Source organism: Nocardia blacklockiae (assembly GCF_015477355.1).
Lineage (GTDB): Bacteria > Actinomycetota > Actinomycetes > Mycobacteriales > Mycobacteriaceae > Nocardia > Nocardia blacklockiae.
In genome coordinates, this window is sequence record NZ_JADLRJ010000004.1 from 81283 (window position 1) to 105742 (window position 24460).

Annotated in this window: 28 protein-coding genes and 1 pseudogene; 10 read left to right on the forward strand and 19 right to left on the reverse strand. The window is 70.2% G+C overall.

Features of this window, described 5'->3' with window-relative positions; all coding sequences use genetic code 11:
* The first annotated feature begins 118 nt into the window (after positions 1 to 118).
* The 3 genes from IU476_RS13315 to IU476_RS13325 are packed head-to-tail and all read left to right on the forward strand — an operon-like array spanning position 119 to position 2041.
* The gene (locus tag IU476_RS13315) at positions 119 to 568 is read left to right on the forward strand and encodes an HIT domain-containing protein (protein WP_195100033.1); all 450 of its coding nucleotides are present in this window, start codon (positions 119 to 121) and stop codon (positions 566 to 568) included.
* Complete coding sequence (locus IU476_RS13320) at positions 565 to 1389, forward strand: maleylpyruvate isomerase family mycothiol-dependent enzyme (protein WP_195100034.1); 825 nt, start codon at positions 565 to 567, stop codon at positions 1387 to 1389. The genes IU476_RS13315 and IU476_RS13320 overlap by 4 nt, the downstream gene beginning before the upstream one ends.
* Position 1390: 1 nt before the next feature.
* Entirely contained in the window at positions 1391 to 2041 is a 651-nt protein-coding gene (locus IU476_RS13325; protein ID WP_195100036.1) for a Type 1 glutamine amidotransferase-like domain-containing protein, read from the forward strand.
* A gap of 176 nt (positions 2042 to 2217) precedes the next feature.
* Here IU476_RS13325 and IU476_RS13330 read toward each other — a convergent pair whose 3' ends face one another.
* A complete protein-coding gene (locus tag IU476_RS13330; protein ID WP_195100038.1) occupies positions 2218 to 2817 on the reverse strand; it encodes a TetR/AcrR family transcriptional regulator in 600 nt (199 codons plus the stop codon).
* A gap of 162 nt (positions 2818 to 2979) precedes the next feature.
* On the opposite strand from IU476_RS13330, the gene IU476_RS13335 reads away from it, so the two are divergent.
* Positions 2980 to 4431: an MFS transporter gene (locus IU476_RS13335; RefSeq protein WP_195100944.1), complete on the forward strand. Its 1452-nt coding sequence runs from the start codon at positions 2980 to 2982 to the stop codon at positions 4429 to 4431.
* A gap of 178 nt (positions 4432 to 4609) precedes the next feature.
* Here the strand turns inward: IU476_RS13335 and IU476_RS13340 are convergent, their stop codons facing one another.
* Entirely contained in the window at positions 4610 to 4930 is a 321-nt protein-coding gene (locus IU476_RS13340; protein ID WP_195100040.1) for a GroES family chaperonin, read from the reverse strand.
* A gap of 94 nt (positions 4931 to 5024) precedes the next feature.
* On the opposite strand from IU476_RS13340, the gene IU476_RS13345 reads away from it, so the two are divergent.
* Together IU476_RS13345 and IU476_RS13350 are read left to right on the forward strand one after the other, a co-directional pair.
* The gene (locus tag IU476_RS13345) at positions 5025 to 6383 is read left to right on the forward strand and encodes an FAD-binding oxidoreductase (RefSeq protein ID WP_195100042.1); all 1359 of its coding nucleotides are present in this window, start codon (positions 5025 to 5027) and stop codon (positions 6381 to 6383) included.
* A 52-nt stretch (positions 6384 to 6435) separates the two neighbouring features.
* On the forward strand, positions 6436 to 6726 hold the full coding sequence (locus IU476_RS13350; protein ID WP_195100044.1) for a GNAT family N-acetyltransferase: 291 nt from the start codon (positions 6436 to 6438) through the stop codon (positions 6724 to 6726).
* A 14-nt stretch (positions 6727 to 6740) separates the two neighbouring features.
* On the opposite strand, the gene IU476_RS13355 is transcribed toward IU476_RS13350, so the two are convergent.
* The 5 genes from IU476_RS13355 to IU476_RS13375 all read right to left on the reverse strand — a co-directional run bounded on the left by IU476_RS13355 (position 6741) and on the right by IU476_RS13375 (position 10841).
* The gene (locus IU476_RS13355; RefSeq protein ID WP_195100046.1) at positions 6741 to 7079 is read right to left on the reverse strand and encodes a hypothetical protein; all 339 of its coding nucleotides are present in this window, start codon (positions 7077 to 7079) and stop codon (positions 6741 to 6743) included.
* Between the two features lie 98 nt (positions 7080 to 7177).
* Entirely contained in the window at positions 7178 to 8335 is a 1158-nt protein-coding gene (locus IU476_RS13360) for an acyl-CoA dehydrogenase (protein WP_195100047.1), read from the reverse strand.
* A 170-nt stretch (positions 8336 to 8505) separates the two neighbouring features.
* Complete coding sequence (locus IU476_RS13365) at positions 8506 to 9159, reverse strand: TetR family transcriptional regulator (protein ID WP_195100049.1); 654 nt, start codon at positions 9157 to 9159, stop codon at positions 8506 to 8508.
* 13 nt (positions 9160 to 9172) lie between these two features.
* Positions 9173 to 9676, reverse strand: coding sequence for a 5-(carboxyamino)imidazole ribonucleotide mutase (gene purE / locus IU476_RS13370; protein ID WP_195100051.1), 504 nt, complete (start codon positions 9674 to 9676; stop codon positions 9173 to 9175).
* Complete coding sequence (locus tag IU476_RS13375; protein ID WP_195100945.1) at positions 9669 to 10841, reverse strand: 5-(carboxyamino)imidazole ribonucleotide synthase; 1173 nt, start codon at positions 10839 to 10841, stop codon at positions 9669 to 9671. Before IU476_RS13375 ends, purE begins: the two co-directional genes overlap by 8 nt.
* Positions 10842 to 10983: 142 nt before the next feature.
* On the opposite strand from IU476_RS13375, the gene IU476_RS13380 reads away from it, so the two are divergent.
* Complete coding sequence (locus tag IU476_RS13380; RefSeq protein ID WP_195100052.1) at positions 10984 to 11529, forward strand: GtrA family protein; 546 nt, start codon at positions 10984 to 10986, stop codon at positions 11527 to 11529.
* A 9-nt stretch (positions 11530 to 11538) separates the two neighbouring features.
* Here IU476_RS13380 and IU476_RS13385 read toward each other — a convergent pair whose 3' ends face one another.
* The 3 genes from IU476_RS13385 to IU476_RS13395 form a co-directional block, all read right to left on the reverse strand.
* Entirely contained in the window at positions 11539 to 12846 is a 1308-nt protein-coding gene (locus IU476_RS13385) for a sensor histidine kinase (protein WP_195100054.1), read from the reverse strand.
* Positions 12847 to 12853: 7 nt separating this feature from the next.
* Positions 12854 to 13531 (reverse strand): response regulator transcription factor, encoded by a 678-nt coding sequence (locus IU476_RS13390; RefSeq protein ID WP_195100056.1) that lies wholly within the window; start codon positions 13529 to 13531, stop codon positions 12854 to 12856.
* 87 nt (positions 13532 to 13618) lie between these two features.
* Positions 13619 to 14152, reverse strand: coding sequence for a PH domain-containing protein (locus tag IU476_RS13395; RefSeq protein WP_195100058.1), 534 nt, complete (start codon positions 14150 to 14152; stop codon positions 13619 to 13621).
* Between the two features lie 202 nt (positions 14153 to 14354).
* Here IU476_RS13395 and IU476_RS13400 point away from each other — a divergent pair, with 202 nt between their 5' ends.
* Positions 14355 to 15305 carry an acyl-ACP desaturase gene (locus tag IU476_RS13400; RefSeq protein WP_195100059.1) on the forward strand — a complete coding sequence of 317 codons (951 nt, stop codon included), beginning with the start codon at positions 14355 to 14357 and terminating at the stop codon, positions 15303 to 15305.
* Between the two features lie 41 nt (positions 15306 to 15346).
* On the opposite strand, the gene IU476_RS13405 is transcribed toward IU476_RS13400, so the two are convergent.
* From IU476_RS13405 to IU476_RS13420, 4 genes and pseudogenes are all read right to left on the reverse strand, one after another.
* A complete protein-coding gene (locus IU476_RS13405; RefSeq protein ID WP_195100060.1) occupies positions 15347 to 16147 on the reverse strand; it encodes a biotin--[acetyl-CoA-carboxylase] ligase in 801 nt (266 codons plus the stop codon).
* Positions 16148 to 16320: 173 nt separating this feature from the next.
* Positions 16321 to 16512 carry a hypothetical protein gene (locus tag IU476_RS13410; RefSeq protein WP_195100061.1) on the reverse strand — a complete coding sequence of 64 codons (192 nt, stop codon included), beginning with the start codon at positions 16510 to 16512 and terminating at the stop codon, positions 16321 to 16323.
* Between the two features lie 134 nt (positions 16513 to 16646).
* Positions 16647 to 16985, reverse strand: a complete 339-nt coding sequence (locus IU476_RS13415) for a hypothetical protein (protein WP_195100062.1) — start codon at positions 16983 to 16985, stop codon at positions 16647 to 16649.
* Positions 16986 to 17101: 116 nt separating this feature from the next.
* Positions 17102 to 17494 (reverse strand): annotated as a pseudogene (locus tag IU476_RS13420) (DUF1707 SHOCT-like domain-containing protein); the annotation flags it as partial.
* Between the two features lie 144 nt (positions 17495 to 17638).
* Here IU476_RS13420 and IU476_RS13425 point away from each other — a divergent pair.
* Positions 17639 to 19474: a serine/threonine-protein kinase gene (locus tag IU476_RS13425; protein WP_195100064.1), complete on the forward strand. Its 1836-nt coding sequence runs from the start codon at positions 17639 to 17641 to the stop codon at positions 19472 to 19474.
* 68 nt (positions 19475 to 19542) lie between these two features.
* On the opposite strand, the gene IU476_RS13430 is transcribed toward IU476_RS13425, so the two are convergent.
* Both IU476_RS13430 and IU476_RS13435 read right to left on the reverse strand, forming a co-directional pair.
* Positions 19543 to 21345 (reverse strand): ATP-binding protein, encoded by a 1803-nt coding sequence (locus IU476_RS13430; RefSeq protein WP_195100065.1) that lies wholly within the window; start codon positions 21343 to 21345, stop codon positions 19543 to 19545.
* Positions 21346 to 21503: 158 nt separating this feature from the next.
* A complete protein-coding gene (locus IU476_RS13435) occupies positions 21504 to 22418 on the reverse strand; it encodes a sulfurtransferase (protein ID WP_195100066.1) in 915 nt (304 codons plus the stop codon).
* A 159-nt stretch (positions 22419 to 22577) separates the two neighbouring features.
* On the opposite strand from IU476_RS13435, the gene IU476_RS13440 reads away from it, so the two are divergent.
* Positions 22578 to 23375 carry a helix-turn-helix transcriptional regulator gene (locus IU476_RS13440; protein ID WP_195100068.1) on the forward strand — a complete coding sequence of 266 codons (798 nt, stop codon included), beginning with the start codon at positions 22578 to 22580 and terminating at the stop codon, positions 23373 to 23375.
* On the opposite strand, the gene IU476_RS13445 is transcribed toward IU476_RS13440, so the two are convergent.
* Genes IU476_RS13445 through IU476_RS36775 form a run of 3 tightly spaced genes read right to left on the reverse strand, consistent with a single transcriptional unit; the run spans position 23307 to position 24404 of the window.
* Positions 23307 to 23948: a Maf family protein gene (locus IU476_RS13445; RefSeq protein ID WP_195100070.1), complete on the reverse strand. Its 642-nt coding sequence runs from the start codon at positions 23946 to 23948 to the stop codon at positions 23307 to 23309. The two genes, IU476_RS13440 and IU476_RS13445, sit on opposite strands and share 69 nt — an antisense overlap.
* Before the next feature lies 1 nt (position 23949).
* A complete protein-coding gene (locus tag IU476_RS13450; protein ID WP_324194049.1) occupies positions 23950 to 24276 on the reverse strand; it encodes an acyl-CoA carboxylase epsilon subunit in 327 nt (108 codons plus the stop codon).
* A complete protein-coding gene (locus tag IU476_RS36775; RefSeq protein WP_267466444.1) occupies positions 24273 to 24404 on the reverse strand; it encodes a hypothetical protein in 132 nt (43 codons plus the stop codon). The genes IU476_RS13450 and IU476_RS36775 overlap by 4 nt, the downstream gene beginning before the upstream one ends.
* Positions 24405 to 24460 lie beyond the last annotated feature (56 nt).

Sequence of the window (24460 nt, forward strand, 5' to 3'; positions counted from 1 at the left end):
CGGGATCTAGGGGTAGGCCGCCGACCGGTTTGTGAGACGTGACAACCGGTCGCGAACCGGAGAATCGCCGGTGCGGCGGGGGTGTCACCGACCGGTCGTACGCCGTAATGTCGAGCCCGTGAGTGGCTGTATCTTCTGCGGGATCGTCGCGGGCACCGCACCGGCGACCAAGGTCTACGAGGACGCGGCCCTGTGCGCGTTCCTGGACATCCGGCCCATCACCCGCGGGCACACGCTGGTGATCCCCAAGGAGCACGCCACCAACCTCGACGATCTGGACCACGAACTCGGCGCGCGGATCTTCACCCTCGGACATCGCATCGCCAAGGGGATGCGCCGCAGCGATCTGGGCGCGGACGGCGCGAATCTGCTGCTCAACGACGGCAAGTCGGCCTTCCAGACGGTGCACCACGTGCACCTGCACGTGGTGCCGCGCCGCCGGGGCGACCTGTTCACCTTCGCGCGCGGCTTCGTGCTGCGCCGGCCGCACGAACCCACCGCTACCGCCGCCGCGATCCGCGCCGGGCTCGACCGCTTGGACACCGAGGAGAAGGGAACTCCCGCATGAGCACACCGTCGCCGGGCCACGCCGAACTCACCGCCGCCCTGTCCGAGCAGTGGGACGCGCTGGCTCGGCTGGTGGCCGACCTGGACGAGAAGCGTTGGCGCACACCGACCGCGCTGCCGGGTTGGACGGTGTCCGACGTGCTGGCGCATGTGATCGGCACCGAATCCATGCTGCTGGGCGGAACGCCGCCGCACGTCGACACCGACGTGCGCGCGTTCACGCACGTGCGCAACGAGATCGGCGCGCTGAACGAAGTGGAGGTCGAGGCCCGGCGCGGGCGGTCCGGCGCGGAACTGCTCGCCGAATTCCGCGAGGTGACCGACCGGCGGCGTAAAGCGTTGGCGGAGTTGGACTTCGACGCCTGGACGGCGCCCACCGAATCGCCCGTCGGCCGCGTGCCCTACGCCCGGTTCATGCGGGTTCGGCTGTTCGACTGCTGGATGCACGAACTCGACATCGCCGACGCGCTCGGTGTCACGGTGGACGAGGGCGGGCCGCGCGCCGACCTCGCCTTCGCCGAACTCACGCCCACCCTCGGGCGCGCGGTCGTGAAAAAGGCGCAGGCGCTGGATGGTTCGCGGCTCACGATCGCGCTCACCGGACCCGTGACCCGGCAGCTGCACATCGTCGTGAACGGCCGCGCGGAGCTGGTCGACGCTTTGGACGGGCCGCCGACGGTGACCCTCGAACTGTCGTCGGGATTGTTCGCCCGGTTGCGCGGCGGCCGCACCACCCCCGACGCGCACCCGGACGAGTTCACCGTCATCGGTGACAAGGAACTCGGCGACCGCCTGCTCCACAACCTCGCCTTCACCCTCTGAGATGCGACTGTTCCTGTCCAGCTACCGATTCGGCGCGCACTACGACCGGCTCGCCGCGCTGATCGGCACGCCGGGCCGGGTGGCGGTGATCCCGAACGCCTGCGACGCCTGGCCCGCGGCCTGGCAGGGCGCGGTCGCCAGCGACGTGACGCCCTTGCGCCGGTTGGGTTTTCGCCCCGACGTGCTCGACCTGCGCGAGTACATCGGCCGGCCGGAGGAGTTGGAGAAGACGCTGCGCGGCTACCCGATGGTGTGGGTGCGCGGCGGCAATACCTTCGTCCTGCGCGCCCAATTCGCCCGCAGCGCAGCCGATCTGATCCTCCCCCGCCTCCTCGCCGAGGACGCCCTCGTCTACGCCGGCTACAGCGCGGGCGCCTGCCTGCTCACCCCGGACCTGCACGGCCTGGAGGAAGCCGACGACCCGGCCGAGGTCCACCCCGCCTGCGGCATCGAACCGCTCTGGGACGGACTGAATCTGGTCGACCACCGCATCGTTCCCCACGTACATTCCCCTGGCACCGACCCGGACGGTTTCGGCAACCGCCTCGCGGAACGTTTCCGCGCCGACGGGACTCCGCACTGGGCCCTCACCGACGACGACGCGGTGGTGGTCGACGGCAACCGAATCGACGTGCTGACGACCAGCGCCTGAACCCTCTCCGGAGGCCCACCCTTCGTAGTCCCCAGCACACGCGCCCCCCTTCGTCATCCCGGCATGCTTTTGGCCGGGATCTACCATCGCCCGTGTGGATCCCGGCCAAAAGCGTGCCGGGATGACGAGGGGGCGATACGCGCGTGCGGGATGACGAAGGGGTGATGCGTGCGCGTTCAATCCCCTTCGGGCGCAGACCTTTCCGCCGCCACGACCCGCCGCACCGCATCTTTCAGCCACGAGCGCCACGCCTCGGGATCCTCCTCCTCGCCGAGCATGAAGCGGGCCGACTGGGGCAGGGCCTCGCGGTAGTTGATCATGCCGGTCAGCAGGGTGAGGAGGTAGCCGGCGGGGAGGTCGGGGCGCAGCAGGCCGCGCCGCTGGGCATCCTCGACCTTGGTCGTCTTGTCCAGGTAGCGCGCGGCGCGCAGCTCGCCGGCGGTGATCTCGTCCGGGCCGAGTTCGAGGGCCTCCCACATCTGCAGCCGCAGGAACTCCGGATGCTCGCGGTGGTAGTCGATGTGCGCGTCGACCCAGGCGTCGATGTCGTCGATATCGGTGGACACCGCGGCGGCGACGTCCAGCATGGCCTGCTCGAGCACCTGGTGGAACAGCTGCCGCTTGTCGCCGAAGTACGCGTAGATCAGCTGCTTGTTGGCCTTGGCGGTGCGGGCGATGCGGTCCACCCGCGCGCCGGCGATCCCGTACGCGGCGAACTCCTGCGTGGCCGCGGCGAAGATGCGGGCCTTGGTCGCCTCGGGATCTCTCGGGGACATGCACCGATGGTAACCAACCAATTGGTTGACAAGAATCCGGACGGGCTGGAATAGTCACAACCAACCGGTTAGTTACAAATCCCGTGCGGAGCGTTCCGCACCCCCACACGGCGCAGCGTCGCACCGTCTCCGCATCCAGATCTCCGGGAGTTCGACGTGTCCATGCTCGAAACTCGTTCCGCCCCAACCACTGTCGTCACCGAGGCCGCCCCCTTCCCCGCGCGCTGGCGAGTGCTGCCGGTGGTGCTGAGCGCCATGTTCATGGCGATGTTCGACTGGTTCGTGGTCAATGTCGCGGCGTCCTCGCTGCAGACCGACCTGCACGCCGGCGAGGCGGCGCTGGAACTGATCGTCGGCGGCTACGGCTTCGCCTTCGCCTCCGGTCTGATCACCGGCGGCCGGCTCGGTGACCTGCACGGTCATCGCCGGTTGTTCGCGATCGGCATGGTCGCCTTCGCGGCCGCCTCGCTGCTGTGCGGGCTGGCGCCGACGGCGTGGGCGCTGGTGGTGTTCCGCATCCTGCAGGGCGCGACGGCGGCGCTGATGGTGCCGCAGATGCTCGCCCTCATCAATACGATGTTCCCGGTGTCCGAGCGCCCGCGCGCGATGGCGGCCTACGGCGCGACCATCGGCATCGGCGCGGTCGCGGGGCAGGTGCTCGGCGGCGTGCTGCTGGACGCCGACCTGTTCGGGTGGGGCTGGCGCACCATCTTCTACATCAACGTGCCGGTCGGGCTGGCGGCCGCCGTGCTGGCCGCCCGCTGGCTGCCGCGACACGAGGCCACCCAGCGGCCGCAGCTGGATCCGCTGGGCGCCCTGGGCATTTCGGCGGCGCTGGCGCTCGTCCTGGTACCGATCACGCTCGGGCGGCCGACGGGCTGGCCGCTGTGGACCTGGGTCGCGATGGCCGCGGCGCTCCCGGTGCTGGCGCTGACGCTGCGCTACGAGAACCGGCTGGCGCGGCGGGGCGGGGAACCGGTCCTCGACCTGACCATGGTGCGCGAGCGGGTGTTTCGGTCGGGGCTGGTCATCTCCGGCGGCTACCTGACCTTCTACGCCGGTTTCATGCTGTGCCTGACGCTGCTGCTGCAGAACGGGCTCGGCCTGTCGCCGCTGCACGCCGGGCTGGCCTTCGCCCCGCTGGGCCTGTGCTTCGCGGGCAGCTCGTTCTTCCTGGCCCGCCGTGTCGCCGCGCGGATCGGCAACCGGGTCATGGTGGCCGGCACCGTGACCAGCCTGCTCGGCCTCGCCCTGACCTTCGCGGTGCTGACCTGGTTCGGCCGCGACCTGAGCGCTCTCGCCCTGATCCCGGGCATGATGATCGTCGGCATCGGCAACGGCCTGACCATCCCCTCGGCCATCGGCGCGGTCCTGTCCTCCGGCATCCCGCCGAGCCGCGCCGGCATGGCCGCCGGCGTCCTCACCACCGCCCAGCAGTTCGGAAACGCCATCGGCGCAACGGTTCTCGGCACCATCTTCTTCTCGGCCCTCGGACCCGCCACCGGCACAGGCGATTACGTGACCGCCATGCGAGCGGCGGCCCTCGCGGGGTTGGTCGTGCTGGGGGCGGTGCTCGCCGCGGCCTTCACCTTGCCCCACCGAACCAGCCACTGACCCCCAGGCACTGCACGTACCCTGCATCCCGGCGAAAAGCGTGCCGGGATGCAGGGATTGGTGCGATGCGAGTCGCGGCGGGTCAGCGGCAGGGAAGTCGGCGTACGTGGAAGCCGTCGGCGAGAATGCGGGCGACAGCCGGGCGGCGATATCGCGGCTCGTACCGGCTCGACGTGGGTTACAGGTAGAGCCCCGTGCCGTGTTCCGGGCGCTCGCTGGCTACGGCGTGCAGGTCGCGTTCGCGGAGGACGAGGTAGGCCTGGCCTTGGACCTCGACCTCGAATTGGTCGTCGGCGCTGAACAGGACGCGGTCGCCGACCACGACGCTGCGGACGTGGGAGCCGACGCCGCACACCTCACCCCAGGTGAGGCGCTTGGCGACCTGGGCGGTGGCGGGGATCAGAATGCCACCGGTGCTGCGCCGCTCGCCGGGTTCCTGCGCCACGCGCACCATGACCCGGTCGTGCAACATCTGGATCTCCAGCTTGGCATCGGACACCGCGGCAGTGTACTCCGCAGCGCCCGAGCGCCTATCGGACGCTCGCTCATGCCCCCTGCCCCACGAGCGCCGCCGGACGACGTAGTTTCGGAGTGTGGACCTGAATTCCCTGCGCGCGCTGCTTCCCGACGGCGTGCTGGTCACCGATCCCGACGTGCTCGCGGGGTACCGGCAGGACCGCGCGCTCGACCCCGACGCGGGCCTGCCGCCGGCGCTGCTGCGGCCGCGCACCACCGAGCAGGTCGCCACCGTCCTGCGCTGGGCGCACGAACACCGCGTCCCGGTCGTGCCGCGCGGTGCGGGCACGGGGCTGTCCGGCGGCGCCACCGCGCAGAGCGACGCGCTGCTGCTGAGCACCGAGCGCATGCGCGAGATCACCGTCGACCCGGTGACCCGCACCGCGGTGGCGCAGCCCGGGCTGCTGAACGCCGAGGTGAAAAGGGCCGTGGCCGAACACGGTCTGTGGTACCCGCCGGATCCGTCCTCGTTCGAGATCTGCTCGATCGGCGGCAACGCCGCCACCAACGCGGGCGGCCTGTGCTGCGTGAAGTACGGCGTCACTACCGACTACGTGCTCGGCATGGAGGTGGTGCTGGCCGACGGCACCGCGGTGCGCCTGGGCGGCCCGCGCCTGAAGGACTCCGCGGGCCTGTCGCTGACCAAGCTGTTCGTGGGCAGCGAGGGCACCCTCGGCGTCATCACCGAACTCACGCTGCGGCTGCTGCCCGCGCAGCCGCCGCAGAGCACCGTCGTCGCCACCTTCGCCACGCTGACCGCCGCCACCGAGGCGATTCTCGGCATCACCGCGCGGCTGCGGCCCTCGATGCTGGAGTTCATGGACTCGGTGGCGATCAACGCCGTGGAGGACGAGCTGCGCATGGGCTTGGACCGCTCGGCCGCGGGCCTGCTGGTGGCCCGCTCCGACGCACCGGGCCGATACGCCGCCGAGGAGGCCGCCGTCATCGTCGCCGCGTGCGAGAAGGCCGGGGCCGCCGAGGTTTTCAGCACCGAGGACCCGGAGGAGGGCGAGGCCTTCACGGCCGCACGGCGTTTCGCCATCCCGGCCGTGGAACGCAAAGGGCCGCTGCTGCTCGAGGACGTCGGGGTGCCGCTGCCGCGGCTCGGCGAACTGATCACCGGCATCGCCGAGATCGCCGCCCGCCGCGAGGTGCTGGTGTCGGTGATCGCGCACGCGGGCGACGGCAACACCCACCCGCTGATCGTGCACAACCCGGCCGACGCCGACGAGAGCGCCCGCGCCCACCTGGCCTTCGGCGAGATCATGGACCTGGCGATCGCGCTGGGCGGCACCATCACCGGCGAGCACGGCGTGGGCCGGCACAAGAAGGCGTGGCTGCCCGACCAACTCGGCCCGGACGTGATGGCGCTGACCCGCCGCATCAAGGACGCGCTCGACCCGCAGGGCATTCTCAATCCCGGCGCGGTGCTGTAGCGGGTCGTCGCCCACCGGAACAAACAGACGCCACCGAGGAGTTCTACCGACCATGACGACCAGGTTCGAGCACAACGTCGACGACACCCGCTACGAGATCTACCTCGACGACACCCTCGCCGGTTACGTCGACTACAGCGAGCGCGTCGACGGCGACCGGACGGTCCGGGATTTCCAGCACACGCTGACGTTTCCGGAATTCCGCGGCCGGGGCGTCGCCGCGCAGATCGTCGAATTCGCGCTGCGCGACGCGCGCGCGGCCGACGCCGCTGTCATACCCACCTGCTGGTACGTGGAGAAGTTCATCGGCGAGCATCGCGAATACGCCGACCTGGTGGCGTAATTTGCACCGACCGGCTAGTTTCGGGCGGGCGAGGTGCCGGTGGCCGCACTCCTGCGCCGCCACACCAGAAACTGCCGGTCGGTCACGCTGCCCATCGCTTCCACCACTTTGGCGTTGTCGAAACCCGGCAGCCGTTGCAGCCGGGTGAGGAAACCGGAATCCGCCGCGGAATGCGGCACCACGCAGCCGTTACCCTTCGCACCGATCAACACGAAAAAAACATCGTCGGCGAACGGTCCGTCCGCGGTAGTGATGATCCGCACCTCCGTAAGATCGTGCCACGCAACCTCTTCGATCCGTCCGTTGTCCAGCGTGCGCCGGACGAATCTGTCGTTGATCTCGACGCCGGCCATGCCTCAATAGTGCTCCGTGCACGCCCGGTCCGATAGCCCCAATTCGCCCGATTGCGACTGAAATTACCGATGTAAGAACAGATCCGGGCGGTCGAGATTTACCGGAGGATTGCGCGCGACATGACCATCCGCTGAATCTGGTTGGTGCCCTCGTAGATCTGCGTGATCTTGGCGTCGCGCATCATTCGCTCGACCGGGAAGTCGGTGGTGTAACCGGCGCCGCCGAACAACTGCACAGCATTCGTTGTGACCTCCATCGCAACATCGGAGGCGAAACACTTCGACGCCGCGGAGATGAATCCGAGGTTCTTCTCGCCGCGCTCGGCGCGGGCCGCGGAGGTGTACACCATGAGCCGCGCGGCCTCCACCTTCATGGCCATGTCCGCGAGCATGAATTGGGTGTTCTGGAAATCGGCGATGGCCTTGCCGAACTGCTTGCGCTCCTTGGTGTAGGCGATCGCCGCGTCCAGCGCGCCCTGCGCCAGGCCGACCGCCTGCGCGCCGATGGTGGGGCGGGTGTGGTCGAGGGTCTCGAGCGCGGTCTTGAAGCCGGTGCCCTCCGCGCCGATGATCCGGTCGCCCGGGATGCGGCAGTTCTCGAAGTACAGCTCGGCGGTCGGCGAACCCTTGATGCCCAGCTTGTGCTCGAGCGGTCCGACCACGAAGCCCGGGTCGTCCTTGTGCACCATGAACGCCGAGATGCCGTTGGCGCCCTTGTCCGGATCGGTCACGGCCATCACGGTGTACCAGGTGGACTGGCCGCCGTTGGTGATCCAGCACTTGGAGCCGTTGATCACCCAGTCGTCGCCGTCGCGGCGGGCGCGGGTGCGCATGCTCGCGGCGTCGGAGCCGGCCTCGCGCTCGGACAGGCAGTAGGAGGCCATCTTCCCGTCGACGATGTCGGCGAGCACCTGCTGCTTGAGCTCCTCGGAACCCTTCAGGATCAGGCCCATGGTGCCGAGCTTGTTGACCGCCGGGATGAGCGAGGACGACCCGCACACCCGCGCGACCTCCTCGATCACGATGCAGGTCGCGACCGAGTCGGCGCCCTGGCCGCCGTAGGTCTCGGGCACGTGCACGGCGTTGAAGCCGGCGGCGTTGAGCGCCTCCAGGGCCTCCTGCGGGAACCGCGCCTGTTCGTCGACGGCCTTGGCGTGCGGCGCGATCTCCTTCTCGGCCAGGCCGCGGATGGCCTCGCGCAGCTCGTTGTGGATGTCGTCGAGTTTGAACAGGTCGAAGTCTGGGTTGCCCGCCATGGGTTCACTCCTGGTCGTCGGGTCGGAATCGCCTGGTTCCGCATATCGTCAGCAAGTCGGCACTCAGTGCCACCGGAGATCGAGTATACGCCGCGATATCGCGGCCACATGCGCCTATGTTCGACGCCACGCCTGGCACTGAGTGTCATAAGGCGACGCGCCGTGCCGTGTCACAGGTTACCGAGCCGATGCGAGAGCAGGTCGGCAATCTGCCGGGGCGGCATGTCCCGCGGAAAGACCGCCACCACCAGCTCCGCCGCGGACTCCCGGCCCACCCGCGGGATCGCCGCCAGCGCCGCGCGCAGGTCCGCCGACGCCGCCTCGCCCTCGCCCCGCACCATGCGGCGCAACAGGTAGTTGTGGGTCGCGGTGACCGCCGCGGTGAACTGGATCAGGGCGAGATCCGGGGTCTGCGGCAGCCGTCTCCGCAAATAGTCGGTGAACAGCCGCTCGTAGCGGAACACGGTGACGATCTCGCGATCGCGTAGCGCCGGGACTTGACGCACCACGCGGTAGCGGCGCGCGGCCAGCGCCCGGGTCTGGGTGAACCGCTCGAACACCCCGACCACGGCCTCGCACACGGCATCCCACGGATCGTCCTGCGCCGCAGCGAGATACGCGCTCGCCTGCGCCAATTGCGCCTCGTGGTCGGCGAAGACGACGTCCTCCTTGGACCGGAACTGCCGGAAGAAGGTGCGCCGCGAGATGCCCGCCGCCTCGGCGATCTCGTCGACCGTCGTTGCCTCGTAACCCTTTTCGGCGAACAGCCGCAGCGCGTGGTCGACGACGGCCAGCTTGAACCCGGAGTCCCCGGCGGTGCTCATCGCCTGCCGCCGCTCAGCCCAGCAGCCGCGTGCGCAGCGCGTCGTCCTTCTCCAGCACCAGCTGTTCCAGGTCGGCCTGGAATCGCTCCATGCGCGTGCGCAATTCGGGGTCGGCGGCGGCCAGGATCCGCACGGCCAGCAGCCCGGCGTTGCGCGCCCCGCCGATCGAGACCGTGGCCACCGGAACACCCGCCGGCATCTGCACGATCGACAGCAGCGAATCCATGCCGTCGAGGTACTTCAGCGGCACCGGCACGCCGATGACCGGCAGCGCGGTCGCCGACGCCACCATGCCGGGCAGATGCGCCGCGCCGCCCGCGCCCGCGATGATCACCCGGATGCCCCGGCCGGCGGCGTCGCGGGCGTAGTCGAGCATGCGCTGCGGCGTGCGGTGCGCCGACACCACGCCGACCTCGAAGCGAATGCCGAACTCGGCCAACGCCTCCGCGGCCGCCTCCATCGTCGGCCAGTCGGAGTCGCTGCCCATGATCAGGCCGACCTGCGCTGTGTCACTCATGGGGATCCCATCCGTCGGTCCACACCGCGCGCGACATCCACTGTGCCGCGCGCTCGGCCTTCTCGCGTACCTCGGCCACGTCGTCGCCGAGAATGTTGACATGCCCGATCTTGCGGTCCGGGCGCTCGCCCTTGCCGTACAGGTGCACCCGCGCCTCGGGCATGCGGGCGAACAGGTGGTGCAGCCGCTCGTCCATCGACATCGCCGGGGCCTCGGGCGCGCCGAGGATGTTGGCCATCACCGTCACGGGGGCCAGCGGCGTGGTGTCGCCGAGCGGGTAGTCCAGCACCGCCCGCACGTGCTGCTCGAACTGGCCGGTCACCGCGCCGTCCATGCTCCAGTGCCCGGAGTTGTGCGGACGCATCGCCAACTCGTTCACCAGCAGCTCGCCCGCCGGGGTCTCGAACAGCTCGACCGCCATCGCACCGGTCACGCCGAGTTCGGCGGCCAGCCGCAGCGCCAGCACCGAGGCCGCGGTCGCCGACTCCTCGGCGAGGTCGGGAGCGGGCGCGATCACCACCGCGCACTGGCCCTTGCGCTGCACGGTCTCCACCACCGGCCAGGCCGCGGCCTGCCCGAACGGCGAGCGCGCCACCATCGCCGACAGCTCCCGCTTCAGCGTCACCCGCTGCTCGGCCAGCAGCGTGGCGCCCTTGTCGAGCTGCTCGCGCGCGATCGATTCGGCCTGCGCGGCGGACTCGGGCATCCACACGCCGCGCCCGTCGTAGCCGCCGCGCACCGCTTTCAGGACGCAGGGCCAGCCGTGCTCCTCGCCGAAGGCCACCGCGTCCGCGGGCTCGCGCACCGGGGCGAAGGCCGGGACCGGCACGCCCAGCTCCGCGAGGCGGCGGCGCATGGCCAGCTTGTCCTGGGCGTAGACCAGCGCTCCCGGCGGCGGCTGCACGTTCACGCCCTCGGCGACCAGCGCCTCCAGGTGCTCGGTCGGGACGTGCTCGTGGTCGAAGGTCATCGCGTGCGAGCCGACTGCGGCCTTGCGCAGCGCGGCCAGGTCGGTGTGCGAGCCCAGCACCACCTCGGGGGTGACCTGCGCGGCCGGATCGTCGGGACGCTCGGCGAGCACGCGCAGCCGCTGGCCCAGCGCGATGGCCGCCTGGTGGGTCATCCGCGCCAGCTGACCGCCGCCGATCATGGTCACGGTCGGCATGACGGAGGAATCGAAGGGACGGGTACCGGGGTGCACGGCCGGCGTACTGTGCTCGCTCACGGCCCTCAATGGTGTCATGGCGCTGTCGGCGCAATCGCGTGCGGGTTGGTCGCCCGGAAAACGCGAGACGTAGACTCGGTTCGTGTCAATCGTCGACAACGTGGTCAGCGCCCTACCGAGAACGCTGCGAGAACTCGTCTACCGCCATCACGAACTGATCAAGTTCGCGATTGTGGGCGCCACCACGTTCGTCATCGACAGTGGCATCTTCTACCTCCTCAAATTGACGGTGCTGTCGCCGAAGCCGGTCACCGCCAAGATCATTTCCGGCGTGATCGCGGTCATCGCCTCCTACATTCTCAACCGGGAATGGTCGTTCAAGGGCCGCGGCGGTCGCGAGAAACATCACGAGGCGCTGCTGTTCTTCGTCGTCAGCGGCATCGGCGTGGTGCTCAGTTTCCTGCCGCTGTGGGTCTCGCGATACATGTTCGACCTGCAGGTTCCCAACATCAGCCTGACGGCCGAGAACATCACCGACTTCGTCAGCGCCTACATCGTCGGCAATCTGCTGCAGATGGTGTTCCGTTTCTGGTCCATGCGGCGGTGGGTGTTCCCGAACGAAATCGACACGCTGGTACAGGAATTCGAGGAACTGTACGAGGAAGAGGAACAGCTGGGGCACAGCTGATTCGCACGGCTATCGCGGTTCGGCCGTCGTGGTCTCGGCGCGACCGGAACTGGGTTTGCCCAGGAATACCGCGAACAGGGCCGGGCGGCGGCGGTGCAGTTCCAGGCGGCCGCCGTCGGCCTCGATGAGGGCGCGGGCCAGCGCCAGCCCCACGCCGGTGGACCCCGCGCCGGAGAAACCGCGGTCGAAGATGTGCGGCGCGAGATCGTCGCTGACGCCGTCGCCCTCGTCGGCTACTTCCACGGCGACCAGCGGTTCGCGGTCGGGACCGCCGTAGACCGTGCGGACCGAGACCGTGCAGTCGCCGCCGCCGTGCATCAGGGCGTTGTCGATCAGCACGGCCAGCGCCTCGCGCAGACGCGAACCCGTGACGGGCGCGGTCAGCGTCGGGTCGCCGGAGAGGATCAGCTTGCGGCCCGCCTCGGTGAAGGGATGCCGCCACTCGGCCACCACGCCGCGCAACTCCTCCACCACCGGCACGGGATCGCGGTCGGCCGCGCCCTCGTCGCGGGAGGCGCGCACCAGATCGTCGATGGCCGCGGTCAGGCGGTCGACCTGGGCCATCGCCTCCTCCGCCTCGTGCACCACGTCGGGATCGTCGTGCACCGACAGTTCGTCCAGCCGCAGTCGCACGGCCGTCAGGCGGCTGCGCAGCTGATGCGAGACGTCGGCGACCAGCGCGTGCTCGCGCTGCAATCGACCCGCGATCTCGACCGCCGCGGAATCGAGCACATCGGACACCCGGTCCAGTTCCGTGATGCCGTGCCGGCGCGCGTCCAAGCGGAAGTCGCCGACCGCGATTCGGGCCGCGCGGGCGGCCACGTCGCGCAGCGGATCGGCCACCCGCCGCGCGGTCACCACCGCCACCGCCGCGCCCGCCGCCAGCGAGGCCAGTGCCACCAGCGCCACCGCGCCGACCGCCTGCCGCTGCATCGACAGCATCGGCGCGGCCGGCACCTCCAGCCGCAGCGACCCCGACGTGCCCATCGACAGCGACTCCACCACCGGGTTGCCCACCTCCGGCACCCCGGCGTCGACCCGCATCGCCGAATCCTCCGGCGTCGGGTACACGACGGTGAGCCGGCCGCCCGGCGGGATCAGCGGCCGCACCGAACGCAGGTCCAGCGCGCCGTGCACCTGGCCGTCGTCGCGTTCCTGGGCGACGATCTCCACGGCCATCCGGTCCAGCCGCGCGCGCAGGTCGCCGCGGGTGATGTCGGCCACCCACTGCCAGGCGGTGAAGCCGAGCGGGATGCCCAGCACCACGGTGGTCAGGGTCAGGGCAGCCAGCATCGACAGCAGTATTCGGCGGCGCATGTGCTCCTCAGTCGGTGTTGAACCGGAAGCCGACGCCGCGCACGGTCACGATCCGGCGCTCGGCCACCGGCCCCTCGTCACCGATCTTGCGACGCAGCCAGGACATGTGCATATCGAGGGTCTTGGAGCCGCGCAGATCGGCGTCGCCCCACACCTCGCGCAGGATCGTCTCGCGGGGGACGACCTGGCCGGCCTTGTCGATGAGCACCTTGAGCAGTTCGTACTCCTTGTTGGCCAGGTTGACCTCGTGCCCGTTGACCAGCACCCGGCGGGCCTGCGGTTCCAGGCGGATGCCGCCGACCTCGACCGCCTCGTCGCCGATTCCGCTCCGCCGCAACAGCGCCCGCACCCGGGCCAGCAATTCGGCGAGACGGAACGGCTTGCCCACATAGTCGTCGGCGCCCGCGTCGAGGCCGACCACGAAATCCACTTCGTCGGTGCGCGCGGTGAGCATCAGCACCGCCAGGTCGGCGCCCCGCGCCCGGACCTGACGGCACACCTCGAGGCCGTCCATGCCCGGTAGGCCCAGATCCAGGATCAGCAGATCGTGCCCACCCTCCAGGGCCCTCTGCAGCACCGCGGGACCGAAGCTCTCCACGGTCACCGAATAGCCCTCGCGGCCCAGCGCCCGCGAGAGCGGAGCCGCGATGGCCTCGTCGTCTTCGGCCAGCAGTACAGCGGTCACGCTCCAAGATTACGCAGGTTCGCTGTCTGGATTGCCGCGCTTCGCCGGTGAAACGCGGTGCGGCCGTTCCGAACGGGCGCGCCGGGCCTATCGGCGGCCGGACTGGCCCCGGTCGTAGGGCGGGTTGTGCGGGTTGTCGAAAACCTCGTGGTACAGCAGCGCGTGCACCTTCTGCACCTGCGGGATGTCGTCGTACTCCAGCGGATCCCCGGAGGCCGCGTCGATGATCAGCGTGCCGGTGCCCAGCAGGCGGTCGGAAAGCCCGTGCCGGAACTGGATGTTGGCGATGCGGTTCATCGGGATGTCGATGCCGGTGTGCGTGAGCACGCCCTCGCGCACCAGCACCCGGCGGTCGGTGATGATGAAATGCGTTGACCGCCACCGGAGTACGGGAGCGGCACAGCGCCACAGCAGCAGCGCCGCCCAGACCGCCACGATGACGAGGAGCACGACGTCGCGGGTGGTGCCCTCGGTGTTGCGCCACGCGAAGCCCCCGGCGAAACCGGCGACCGCGGTCGCGGCGATCAGCGTGACCGCGGGCCAGAACAGCATCTTCCAATGCGGATGACGATGCAGCAGCACCCGCTCCTCGGGTGCGAGCAGCTCCTCCGGATAGCCCATACGCGAACCCTACCGCGTGCAGATGCGGAAATGCCTGACAGCGAACGCCGTTGTGCTGCACAATCGGCAGCTACCGACGCCGGATGTCCGTCGCGCCTCCGATCGGCGCGCGACCGGCTAGCGCGGATCTCTACGGCTCTTCCCGCAATACCGAAGTACGACTGCTTTTCCCATATCGATGTGCGAAACAGCGGAGGCGTGCGTGACCGAGGAATTGACCCAGCTGGAAATCCTGACCGAGCTCGAGCCGGTCGCCGAGCAGAACCTGAACAGACACCTGGCGCTGGCCAAGGACTGGCATCCCCACGACTACGTGCCCTGGGACCAGGGCCGCAACTTCGCCGCCCTGGGCGGGGTGGACTGGGATCCGGAGCAGTCCACGCTGAGCGAGGTCGCCAAGGTCGCGATGGTCACCAATCTGCTCACCGAGGACAATCTGCCCTCCTACCACCGCGAGATCGCGGAGAACTTCTCCCAGGACGGCGCGTGGGGCACCTGGGTCGGGCGGTGGACGGCCGAGGAGAACCGCCACGGCATCGTGCTGCGCGACTACCTGGTGGTCACCCGCGGCGTGGATCCCGTTGCGCTGGAACAGGCTCGGATGATCCACATGACCAACGGCGCGCGCTCCCCCGAGGACTGGGGCGGGTTCCTGGAGAACGTCGCCTACGTGACCTTCCAGGAGCTGGCCACCCGCGTCAGCCACCGCAACACCGGCAAGGTCTGCGACGACCCCGTCGCCGACCGCATGCTGCAGCGCGTCGCCGCCGACGAGAACCTGCACATGGTCTTCTACCGCACCCTGTGCGGCGCGGGCCTGGACCTGGTGCCCGATCAGGCGATCGAGGCGATCGTCAAGGTGCTCACCAACTTCACCATGCCCGGCTACGGCATGCCCAACTTCCGCCGCAACGGCGCGATGATGGCCAAGCACGGCATCTACGACCTGCGCCAGCACCACGAGGACGTGGTCGCGCCGGTGCTGAAGAACTGGAACATCTTCGAGCGCAACGATTTCGGTCCGCGCGGCGAGCAGGCGCGCGAACGGCTGGCAGCGTATCTGGAGAAACTGTCGCAGGATGTGGTCAAGTTCGAGGAGCAGCGCGACCGGCTGCTGGCGCGGGAACGCGCGCGGGAGCTGACGCCGGTGTAGGCCCGGTTCCATCCACCGAAAATGCTGTGCCGCAGCGGGTTTCAGTCTTGCGGGCGCAGATGCGTCACGTCGCCCGCGGACACGGCCCGGTCGCCGATCAGCAACCGCCCCTGGCCGTCCACGTCGGTGGCGGTGCCGGTCAGCACCTCACCGCCCGGCAGTTCCGCGCGCACGGCCGCGCCGAGAGTGGCGCAGCGCGTGCGGTATTCGCGGGCGAGGGCGGTGGGGTCCCAGCCGGCGGCGCGCCAATCGGTGTAGTACCGGGCGAATTCGCGGAGCATGGATTGCACCAGCGCCGTACGGTCCACCTCCGCCGCGCCGGCCAGCGTCAGCGACGTGGCGTGCGGGACGGGCAGTTCCTCCTCGGTCAGGCTGACGTTGAGGCCGATGCCGACCACCACGGCCGGTGCCGCCGGGTCGGGCGCGACCTCGGCGAGAATGCCCGCGGTCTTGCGGCCGCCGATCAGGACGTCGTTGGGCCACTTCAGGTCCGCCCGCAAACCGGTGGTGGCGCGCACCGCGTCCACCGTCGCGACACCGGCCAGCAGCGGCAGCCAGCCCAGCACCGCCGGGGCGACGCCGCGCGGGCGCAGCAGCACCGACATCGCGATCTGCGCCCGCGGCGGGCTGACGAACACGCGATCGTGCCGGCCGCGGCCGGTGAGCTGCGTCTCCGCGATCAGCACCCGCCCGTCGGAGTCGGGTTCGCCGGCCCGCGCGAGCAGATCGGCATTGGTCGAACCGGTCGACTCCACCACGTCGATGCGGGAGAACAGCGACAGCTCCGGCAGTTCGGCGACGCTGCGCCGCAGGAGGTCGGCAGCCAAGGGGGGCCTGTGCATTCCCGCAGGCTACTACGGTCGCCACCGCGCCCAGCCCCGGGCGGCTCGCGGCGGTCCACACCGCTACGCGCCGCCACCGGGCCCTCCGCCGCTCCGCCGTGCGCCGCGGACGCAGACGGCGCGGACGCGAACGGCGCCACACCCGTGCGGGTGCGGCGCCGTCGGTGGCGGGTTCAGCCGATCAGGCAGTACTCGCCGAGAAGTGCCGGGGCGGACATGCGGTCCGCGTCGTTGCTCTCGTTGTCGGAATCGGTGGTCTCCCGCCAGGGCTCCGGGTCGACCACGGTCGGCCGGGACTCGCGGGCCGGCCCGGTCCACACCGCGGCGGCGGCTCTTTCGGCGACGGTTCTACTCCACTCCCACATGATGCGCCTCCCCTGCGCTCGACAACGGGGAGCGTCCACCGTAACCCGCGGTACGGGCGCGGCGACAGCGAATTTCCGTCCGCTACGGCCGGATGATGTGAAAGCTGTTGCTACACAGAGGTATTCGTAAGCGATCAGACCGGCTGCAAGCCGAGCGCACCGGCCACGAAGCGCCGCACGGCCTGATCCCCGGATTCCAAGGCGGCGTCGTAGTTTTCGCGAGCCCATCCCGAAACCCGGGCGGTGCCATCGGCATTGGGGGTCACCACGATCTCGGCGACCAGCTCCGCGGTGGTGGGCTCGCACACGGCCCACGAATAGTGCGTCTCCGCTTCCCAATCGCGGGCGCGGCGGTGCACGTAGTCCGGGTCGGTGATGCCGCCGTCGGCCAGGGCCGGGCGGTCGTCGATGCGGTCGTCGGCGCGCAGGGCGCGCAGATACCAGCCGCCGGCGTTGATCTCGATCGGTTCCATCACCGGCCCCTGCGCCGGTCGCGATGCTGATGCCGCCGTTCGCGCGCCTGCTGCCGCAACTCGCGGCGCTGCTGCTCGATCTCGAGGCGGTGGGCCTGGATTTCGAGGCGGTGCTCGTCCCGGATCGCGTCGTGCCGCTGGTCGCCGTGACCGAGGGCGCCGAGCACGATCCCCGCCGCCGGAATCATCAGGAACCACAACCAGCTGCCCGTGGTGAAGAACAGCACCAGCGCCAGGATGACCATCAGGCCCATCACCGGGCCCCGCACCTCCGGGCCGCCGCGGCGCGACGCCCGATCCGGCTTCGGTTTCGGCTCCTCGGCCACCGGTTGCGGCAGGTCGGCGAAGACCGGGGCGAGATCGCCGCGCGTCACCGCGGCCGCCACCACGGCACTGCGTTCGTCGAATTCGGCCACCGACAGCCGCCCGGCGGCGAAGTGGTCCGACAGCCGCGCCATGGCCTGCTCACGCTCCGCGGTACCGATGCGGATGTCGGGAGAATCGGGCATGCCACGAGATTAGCGCGATCCGCCGCTCCCCACCCCACCCTGCCGGGCCTTCCCACTGTCGCCGGGCCCACACTGGTCTCGCGTGGGCGGGCCGGATTAGGGTCGAACCATGTTCCGGCAGCGCGGCACCCGGTCGGTGCGTTGATGGCAGCGCGGCGATTCGGCAAGTACCGGCTCGACCGGTTGATCGGGCGGGGCTCGGTGGGCGAGGTGTGGCTGGCGCGCGACACCGTGGCCGACCGCTCGGTGGCGCTGAAGATCCTGACGATCACCGCGGGCGAGGACCCGGACTATCGCCGCCGCTTCGAGCGGGAGGCGCGCGTCGGCGCCGGGCTGAGCAACCCGCACATCGTGCCGATCCACGACTTCGGGGAGCAGGACGGGCGGCTGTTCCTGGACATGGCGCACGTGCCCGGCACCGACCTGGCGCGGCGGCTGCGGCCCGGACCGATCGCGGCGGCCGAGGCCGTGGACATCGTCTCCCAGATCGCCGAGGCGCTCGACGCGGCGCACACCGCCGGGCTGATCCACCGCGACGTCAAGCCGGCCAACGTCATCGTGCACCCGAGCGGTTTCGCCTATCTCATCGATTTCGGCATCGCCCGCTCGCCCAACCAGACCACCATCACCGCAACGGGTTTCACCATCGGCACGCTGGCGTACATGGCGCCCGAGCGCTTCACCGGCCACGCCGACGTCCGCTCGGACGTCTACGCGCTGGCCTGCGTCCTGTTCGAATGCCTCACCGCGCAGCGCCCTTTCGGTGACACCAACCCCGTCCAGCAACTGCACGCCCACCTGCGCTCCGACCCGCCGCGCCCCTCGGCCGACAACCCCGACGTCCCCCCGGCCCTCGACGCCGTCATCGCCCGGGGCATGGCCAAGGAACCCGCCGACCGCTACCCCACCGCCGGCGCCCTCGCCACCGCCGCCCGCACCGCCCTCGGCCTCCCCCACCCCACTCCCCGCACCCCACCCCTCCCCGAACAAACCCCCACCGAATCGTCCACCCAGGCCATCCACCCGCCACCCGGCACACCGCTATGGGCGCCCCAGCGAAAAGACCCATCCGCCCACCCGCAGACATCTGAAACCCCTGCGGCACAGTCGAACTCACAGCACCCACCGACACGCTCGCTCCCGGAAGACTTCGCCGCACAGGTGGGCGCGACCCAACCTCCCCCGAAAGACACTGCCGCACAACCACATACACCGGTGCAGCCAACCCACATGCTGCCGAGTGAACCCGTCGACGCAGCCGGACAACCGCTGCGCCCCACGCGCGTGATGCCGGACGACCCCCACGATGCCGCCCGAGAGCCGTTGTCGCCCACACGAGTTGCGCCGGAAGGGCCGATAGACGCGGCGGGGCAGCCACTGCGCCCCACACGCGTAATGCCGGAAGACCCGCACGCTGCCGCCGGACAACCGTTGCGGCCCACCGGGTTGGTGCCGGACGGGCCCGTCGACGCAGCCGGGCGGCCGTTGCGGCCCACGCGGGTGATGCCCGGTGGGGCCGATGCTGCTGGGCGGCCGTTGCAGGGAACGCGAGTGATGCCGGGGGCGGGAGGGGGCCAACCGCCGTGGCAGGGCGCGGGGAGTTATGCGGGAGGGGGTACCGGGCCGCAGCCGAATCGGCCGGAGCAGCGGCAGGGGCGGTCCGTGGTGAAGATCGCGAGCGTGGTGGTGGGCGTCGCCATCCTCGGGTTCGCGCTGGTGGCGGCCTGCACCGCGGCACTGACCCAGAGCGGTGGCGGTCAGCCGTCCCGCCAACCTGCGGTGTCCGCCACCCCGACTGCGGAGACCGCGCCGAACACCGTCCCCCAGACGGGGAAGGACTGGCCCCCACCGGGATTCACCCTCCAGCTCCCCACCGGCTTCCCGACGACGTTCCAGCTCCCCATCCCGACCCTGCAATTCCCGACCCAGCAGCCCAACGGCCACAAGCCGAACAAGGAGGACAAGAAGCCGGAGCACTGAAACACCGGCGGACAGCACAAGGCCCGGCCGCTCCGGACAGCGGCCGGGCCTTCGAAAAGCGTTGTGCCCTACTTGATCTCGGCGAGCACGGTGCCCTGCGTGATGGCGGCGCCGGCGGCGATCGACAGGCCGGTGACCACGCCGGCCTTGTGCGCGTTGACCGGGTTCTCCATCTTCATGGCCTCGAGCACCACGATCAGGTCGCCCGCCTCCACGGTCTGGCCCTCCTCGACGGCGACCTTCACCACGGTGCCCTGCATGGGCGCGGTGACCGCGTCACCGGAGGCCGCACCGCCGGCGGCGCCACCGCGCTTGCGCGGCTTGGGCTTCTTGCGGATCACGCCCGCACCGTTGCCCGCGGCCCCGGCCGCGCCGGCGCCCACGGTGAACTGGCCCGGCAGCGACACCTCGAGGCGACGGCCGCCGACCTCGACGACTACCTTCTGGCGCTCGGCTTCCTCGTCGTCCTCGATCGGCTGGCCACCGGTGTAGGGCTCGATCGGGTTGTCCCAGTCGGTCTCGATCCACTTGGTGTAGACGTCGAACTTGGTGCCGTCGCCGACGAACGCCGGGTTCGACACGATGTGCTGGTGGAACGGCAGCACCGTGGCCAGGCCCTCGATCTCGTACTCGGCCAGCGCGCGGCGCGCCCGCTCCAGCGCCTGGGTGCGGGTCTCGCCGACCACGATCAGCTTGGCCAGCATCGAGTCGAACTGGCCGCCGATCACGCTGCCCGCCACGACGCCGGAGTCCACGCGCACGCCGGGGCCGGTCGGCTCCTTGTACACGGTGACGGGGCCCGGCGCGGGCAGGAAGTTGCGGCCGGCGTCCTCGCCGTTGATGCGGAACTCGATGGCGTGCCCGCGCGGAGTCGGGTCCTCGGTGATGGTCAGCTCCTCGCCGTTGGCGATGCGGAACTGCCAGCGCACCAGGTCGATTCCCGAGGTCTCCTCGGTGACCGGGTGCTCGACCTGCAGGCGGGTGTTGACCTCGAGGAACGACACCGTCTCGCCCTGCACCAGGTACTCCACCGTGCCGGCGCCGTAGTAGCCGGCCTCCTTGCAGATGCGCTTGGCCGACTCGTGGATCTTCGCCCGGACCTCGTCGGACAGGAACGGCGCGGGCGCCTCCTCGACCAGCTTCTGGAACCGGCGCTGCAGCGAGCAGTCGCGGGTGCCGGCCACGATCACGTTGCCGTGCTGGTCCGCGAGCACCTGCGCCTCGACGTGGCGGGCCTTGTCCAGGTACTGCTCCACGAAGCACTCGCCCCGGCCGAACGCCGCGGTGGCCTCGCGGGTCGCGGACTCGAACAGCTCGGGGATCTCCTCGATGGTCTGCGCGACCTTCATGCCGCGGCCGCCGCCGCCGAACGCGGCCTTGATCGCCACCGGCACGCCGTAGGTCTTCGCGAACTCGACCACCTCGGCCGCGTCCTTGACCGGGTCCTTGGTACCCGCCGCCATCGGCGCCTGCGCGCGCTCGGCGATGTGCCGGGCGGTGACCTTGTCACCCAGGTCGCGGATCGACTGCGGGGACGGGCCGATCCAGATCAGGCCGGCGTCCAGCACCGCCTGCGCGAAATCGGCGTTCTCGGACAGGAATCCGTAGCCGGGGTGGATGGCGTCGGCGCCCGACTTGCGGGCCGCGTCCAGCACCTTGTCGAACACCAGGTACGACTCTGCCGAGGTCTGGCCACCGAGCGCGAACGCTTCGTCGGCGAGCTTGACGAAGGGCGCGTCGGCGTCCGGTTCCGCGTACACCGCGACGCTGGCGATACCGGCATCCTTGGCGGCCCGGATCACACGCACCGCGATCTCGCCCCGATTGGCAATCAGGACCTTGGTGATCTGCGCGCTGGCATGGCTGGGCACTGAGCCTCCTGTGCTGTGGACAAACTATCGTCTAGGCGAGTGTAGGCAGTCTGCCAACAGACGCCGAACCGGGATAGGGGCTACTGAACAGTAAGGCCGGGAAGTGATGTGAACAACAGTGCGTCCTCATTGCGCCGCACGGGGTTCGCGCCGCCGATTCAGGGAGCTGTCACAACCGCCCGCCCGGCCGCGGGGATCTCGCCCGGTTCGCCGCCGGTGACGATCGGCGTGCGCACGGCATTGCTCCACTCGGTCCAGGAGCCGTCGTAATTGCGCACATTCGCACGTCCGAGCAGGTATGTGAGGACGAACCAGGTGTGCGCGGAGTGCTCGCCGATCCGGCAGTACACCACCGTCTCGGACGCTTCGAGCGCCGGCGCGTAGCGACGGTCCAGTTCCGCCCGGGACCGGAAACGGCCGTCGGCGGCGAGGGCCGCGGTCCACGGGATGTTAACGGCGGTGGGTATGTGCCCCGCACGCAGCGACTGCTCCTCCGGGCGGTCGGTGACGCGGGTCAGCTCGCCGCTGTACTCGACGTCCGGCCGCACGTCGATCAGCGACCGGCCCAGCCGCGACCGCACCTCGTCCAGGAAGATCCGGGCGTGCGCGTCATCGCGCTCGACCACCGGATAGTCACCGAGCCCGACGTCGGGGATCTCGAAGGTGGTGTCGCGCTCCTCGGAGATCCACGCGTCCCGGCCGCCGTCGAGCAGGCGCACGTCGGCGTGGCCGAACAGGTCGAAGACCCAGAGTGTCGCGGCCGCCGTGCCGTTGGTCTTGTCGCCGTACACGACCACGGTGTCGTCGCGCTCGATACCCTTGGCTCGCATCAATTCGGCGAAACGGTCACCATCGATGACATCTCGCGTCCTCGGGTCGGTAAGCTCAGCCCGCCAGTCGATCTTGATGGCGCCGGGTACGTGCCCGATGTCGTACAGCAGTACGTCCTCGTTGGACTCCACGATCTTCAGTCCCGGCGCGCCGATGTTTGCCGACAGCCACTCCGTGGTTACTAGTCGGTGAGGGTGTGCGTGGGAGCCGAAGGATGGATGAGGGTCCGGAGCGACGGGCACGGTGTCTGGTCCTTCACGCGTGGGTAGACGGGTGGTAGCAGTTCCACCCCGATCGTAGGTGCGAAGCGTTACAGCAGCCGGATTCACATCACGAATCGGGTGAAGAGCGATTAAGTCGCAGCCTCATCCGATAAAGTCTCCCGGGAGGAGGGGTGAGCTATGTCTGATTCTTGGCCACGACGGCGCCTGCTCGCGATCCTACGTGGCGCCAGCGAGCCTCTCGATGCCCAAGAACTCGCCAGGGTCACGGGGCAACACGTCACCACGGTTCGATTTCATCTCGATGTGCTCACGCGCGAGTCGCTGGTGCGGCAGTTCCAGCAGCCGCCGCGCGGCCGCGGTCGTCCGCGCATCGGCTATACGGCCGTCCAGCGATCCGTCGGCTACCAGGACCTCGCGCAGGTGCTGGCCGACCAGCTCGGCAGCGATCCGCGCCGGCGCTCGGACGCGGCCGTCGCGGCCGGGCGAGCGTGGGGCGCCAAGCTCGAGACCGGCGACCAGCCGATCGCCTCGCTCGCCGACGCCCGCGACGTCACCGTCACCACGGCGTCGGAACTGGGTTTCGCGCCCGAACGGGACCCGGCCACCGAGACCGACGAGCAGGCGCTGATCCGCCTGACCGCCTGCCCGCTGCGCGATCTGGCCCGCACCCACTCGGAGGTGGTGTGCGGCGTGCATCTGGGGCTCATGCGCGAGGTGATCGACCGCAACGGCGGCCGCGACACGGTCAACGTGCGGCTGCATCCGTTCGTCGAACCGGAGATGTGTGTGGCCCGGCTGGAAGCGCTCGCCAGCACGCTGGTGCCCGATCCCGCCGAGCTGCCGGACCTGCCGGACGGCGTGGAGCCGCGCCTGGCCGCGCCCTCGGGCAGCCGGGTCGGTCCGCAGTTACGAACCGACCCACAGCTGCGTAACGCCGACACCCACACCGGCAAGCAGTCGACGCAGCAGCGGTAGCCCGATCCCGATCACACTCGACGGGTCGCCCTCCAGGCGGTCGACGAACCAGCCGCCCCGGCCGTCGAGGGTGAAGGCGCCGGCCACCTGCAGCGGCTCGCCGGTGGCGAGATAGGCCTCGAGTTCCTCGGGTTCGGGCTTGGCGAAGTGCACGGTGGTGCGGCTGCAGTCGGCAGCCTCGCCCACCGTGCGCGCCGCGCGCAGGCGCAGCACGCAGTGGCCGGTGAGCAGATCGGCGCTGCGCCCGGCCATTCCGGCCCAACGCTCGCGCGCCACCTCGGGGGTCAGCGGCTTGCCCTGCAGCACGCCGTCCACGAGCAGCATCGAATCGCAGCCCACCACAACACAATCCGCGACGACCCCGGCCCCCTCCGCGATCAGGGCGGCGGCCACGGCTTCGGCCTTCGCGCGGGCCAGCGCGGTGACCACACCCTCGGGAGCGGTGCCGGGCGGCAGGGCCGCGGCCACCGCGTCCTCGTCCACGTCGGAGACGCGCACGTGCGGCGACAGGCCGGCCGACCGCAGTACCTGCAGGCGGGCGGGCGAGGCGGAGCCGAGTACGAACTCCGTCACGTCAGTCGCGCAGGTGGGCCAGCTGGGGATACGCGTACGGGGAGAACGGCGCCGTGCTGCGGTGCAGCATCGTCGGCCGACCCCACTGGTCGATCGGGCCGGTCGGACCGGCGGGTACCGCGGCGGAATTCGCGGCGGCGGCCGCCAGCACGCACACCAGGGCGGCGATCTCGTCGTCGGTGGGCGAGCCCTTCAGGATCCGGATGACGGGTCCCGCGTTCGATTCGGTATCGGCGTCGGCTGCCACCGGCTCCATCGCGACGAACTCGTCGACCGACAGATCCAGCTCGGCGGCCCGCAGTACCTCTTCATCAGCTACAGCCGTCACAGCGCCAGCTCCTCCTGTCCGTGTGCCGGGCCCTGCCGGGCCCGGCGGTCCGCGGTGACCAGGAGCAGTCCCGGCACCCGCGAACGGTATTCCTTGCGGCCCTCGCCTGCGAGAGCCCTCTCTACCATCTTTGCCCGACTGAGGCACTTACGCGCGGGATGCTGTTCTTTCTCACAACCCAGTG

What these genes read in the sequence shown, in the direction of transcription:
- IU476_RS13320 (WP_195100034.1), top strand. Translation starts at nt 565, where the DNA reads ATGAGCACACCGTCGCCGGGCCACGCCGAACTCACCGCCGCCCTGTCC.
- IU476_RS13325 (WP_195100036.1), top strand. Translation starts at nt 1,391, where the DNA reads ATGCGACTGTTCCTGTCCAGCTACCGATTCGGCGCGCACTACGACCGG.
- IU476_RS13330 (WP_195100038.1), bottom strand. Translation starts at nt 2,817, where the DNA reads ATGTCCCCGAGAGATCCCGAGGCGACCAAGGCCCGCATCTTCGCCGCG.
- IU476_RS13335 (WP_195100944.1), top strand. Translation starts at nt 2,980, where the DNA reads ATGCTCGAAACTCGTTCCGCCCCAACCACTGTCGTCACCGAGGCCGCC.
- IU476_RS13350 (WP_195100044.1), top strand. Translation starts at nt 6,436, where the DNA reads ATGACGACCAGGTTCGAGCACAACGTCGACGACACCCGCTACGAGATC.
- IU476_RS13355 (WP_195100046.1), bottom strand. Translation starts at nt 7,079, where the DNA reads ATGGCCGGCGTCGAGATCAACGACAGATTCGTCCGGCGCACGCTGGAC.
- IU476_RS13360 (WP_195100047.1), bottom strand. Translation starts at nt 8,335, where the DNA reads ATGGCGGGCAACCCAGACTTCGACCTGTTCAAACTCGACGACATCCAC.
- IU476_RS13365 (WP_195100049.1), bottom strand. Translation starts at nt 9,159, where the DNA reads ATGAGCACCGCCGGGGACTCCGGGTTCAAGCTGGCCGTCGTCGACCAC.
- purE (WP_195100051.1), bottom strand. Translation starts at nt 9,676, where the DNA reads ATGAGTGACACAGCGCAGGTCGGCCTGATCATGGGCAGCGACTCCGAC.
- IU476_RS13375 (WP_195100945.1), bottom strand. Translation starts at nt 10,841, where the DNA reads ATGCCGACCGTGACCATGATCGGCGGCGGTCAGCTGGCGCGGATGACC.
- IU476_RS13385 (WP_195100054.1), bottom strand. Translation starts at nt 12,846, where the DNA reads ATGCGCCGCCGAATACTGCTGTCGATGCTGGCTGCCCTGACCCTGACC.
- IU476_RS13395 (WP_195100058.1), bottom strand. Translation starts at nt 14,152, where the DNA reads ATGGGCTATCCGGAGGAGCTGCTCGCACCCGAGGAGCGGGTGCTGCTG.
- IU476_RS13405 (WP_195100060.1), bottom strand. Translation starts at nt 16,147, where the DNA reads ATGCACAGGCCCCCCTTGGCTGCCGACCTCCTGCGGCGCAGCGTCGCC.
- IU476_RS13410 (WP_195100061.1), bottom strand. Translation starts at nt 16,512, where the DNA reads ATGTGGGAGTGGAGTAGAACCGTCGCCGAAAGAGCCGCCGCCGCGGTG.
- IU476_RS13415 (WP_195100062.1), bottom strand. Translation starts at nt 16,985, where the DNA reads ATGGAACCGATCGAGATCAACGCCGGCGGCTGGTATCTGCGCGCCCTG.
- IU476_RS13425 (WP_195100064.1), top strand. Translation starts at nt 17,639, where the DNA reads ATGGCAGCGCGGCGATTCGGCAAGTACCGGCTCGACCGGTTGATCGGG.
- IU476_RS13440 (WP_195100068.1), top strand. Translation starts at nt 22,578, where the DNA reads ATGTCTGATTCTTGGCCACGACGGCGCCTGCTCGCGATCCTACGTGGC.
- IU476_RS36775 (WP_267466444.1), bottom strand. Translation starts at nt 24,404, where the DNA reads ATGGTAGAGAGGGCTCTCGCAGGCGAGGGCCGCAAGGAATACCGTTCG.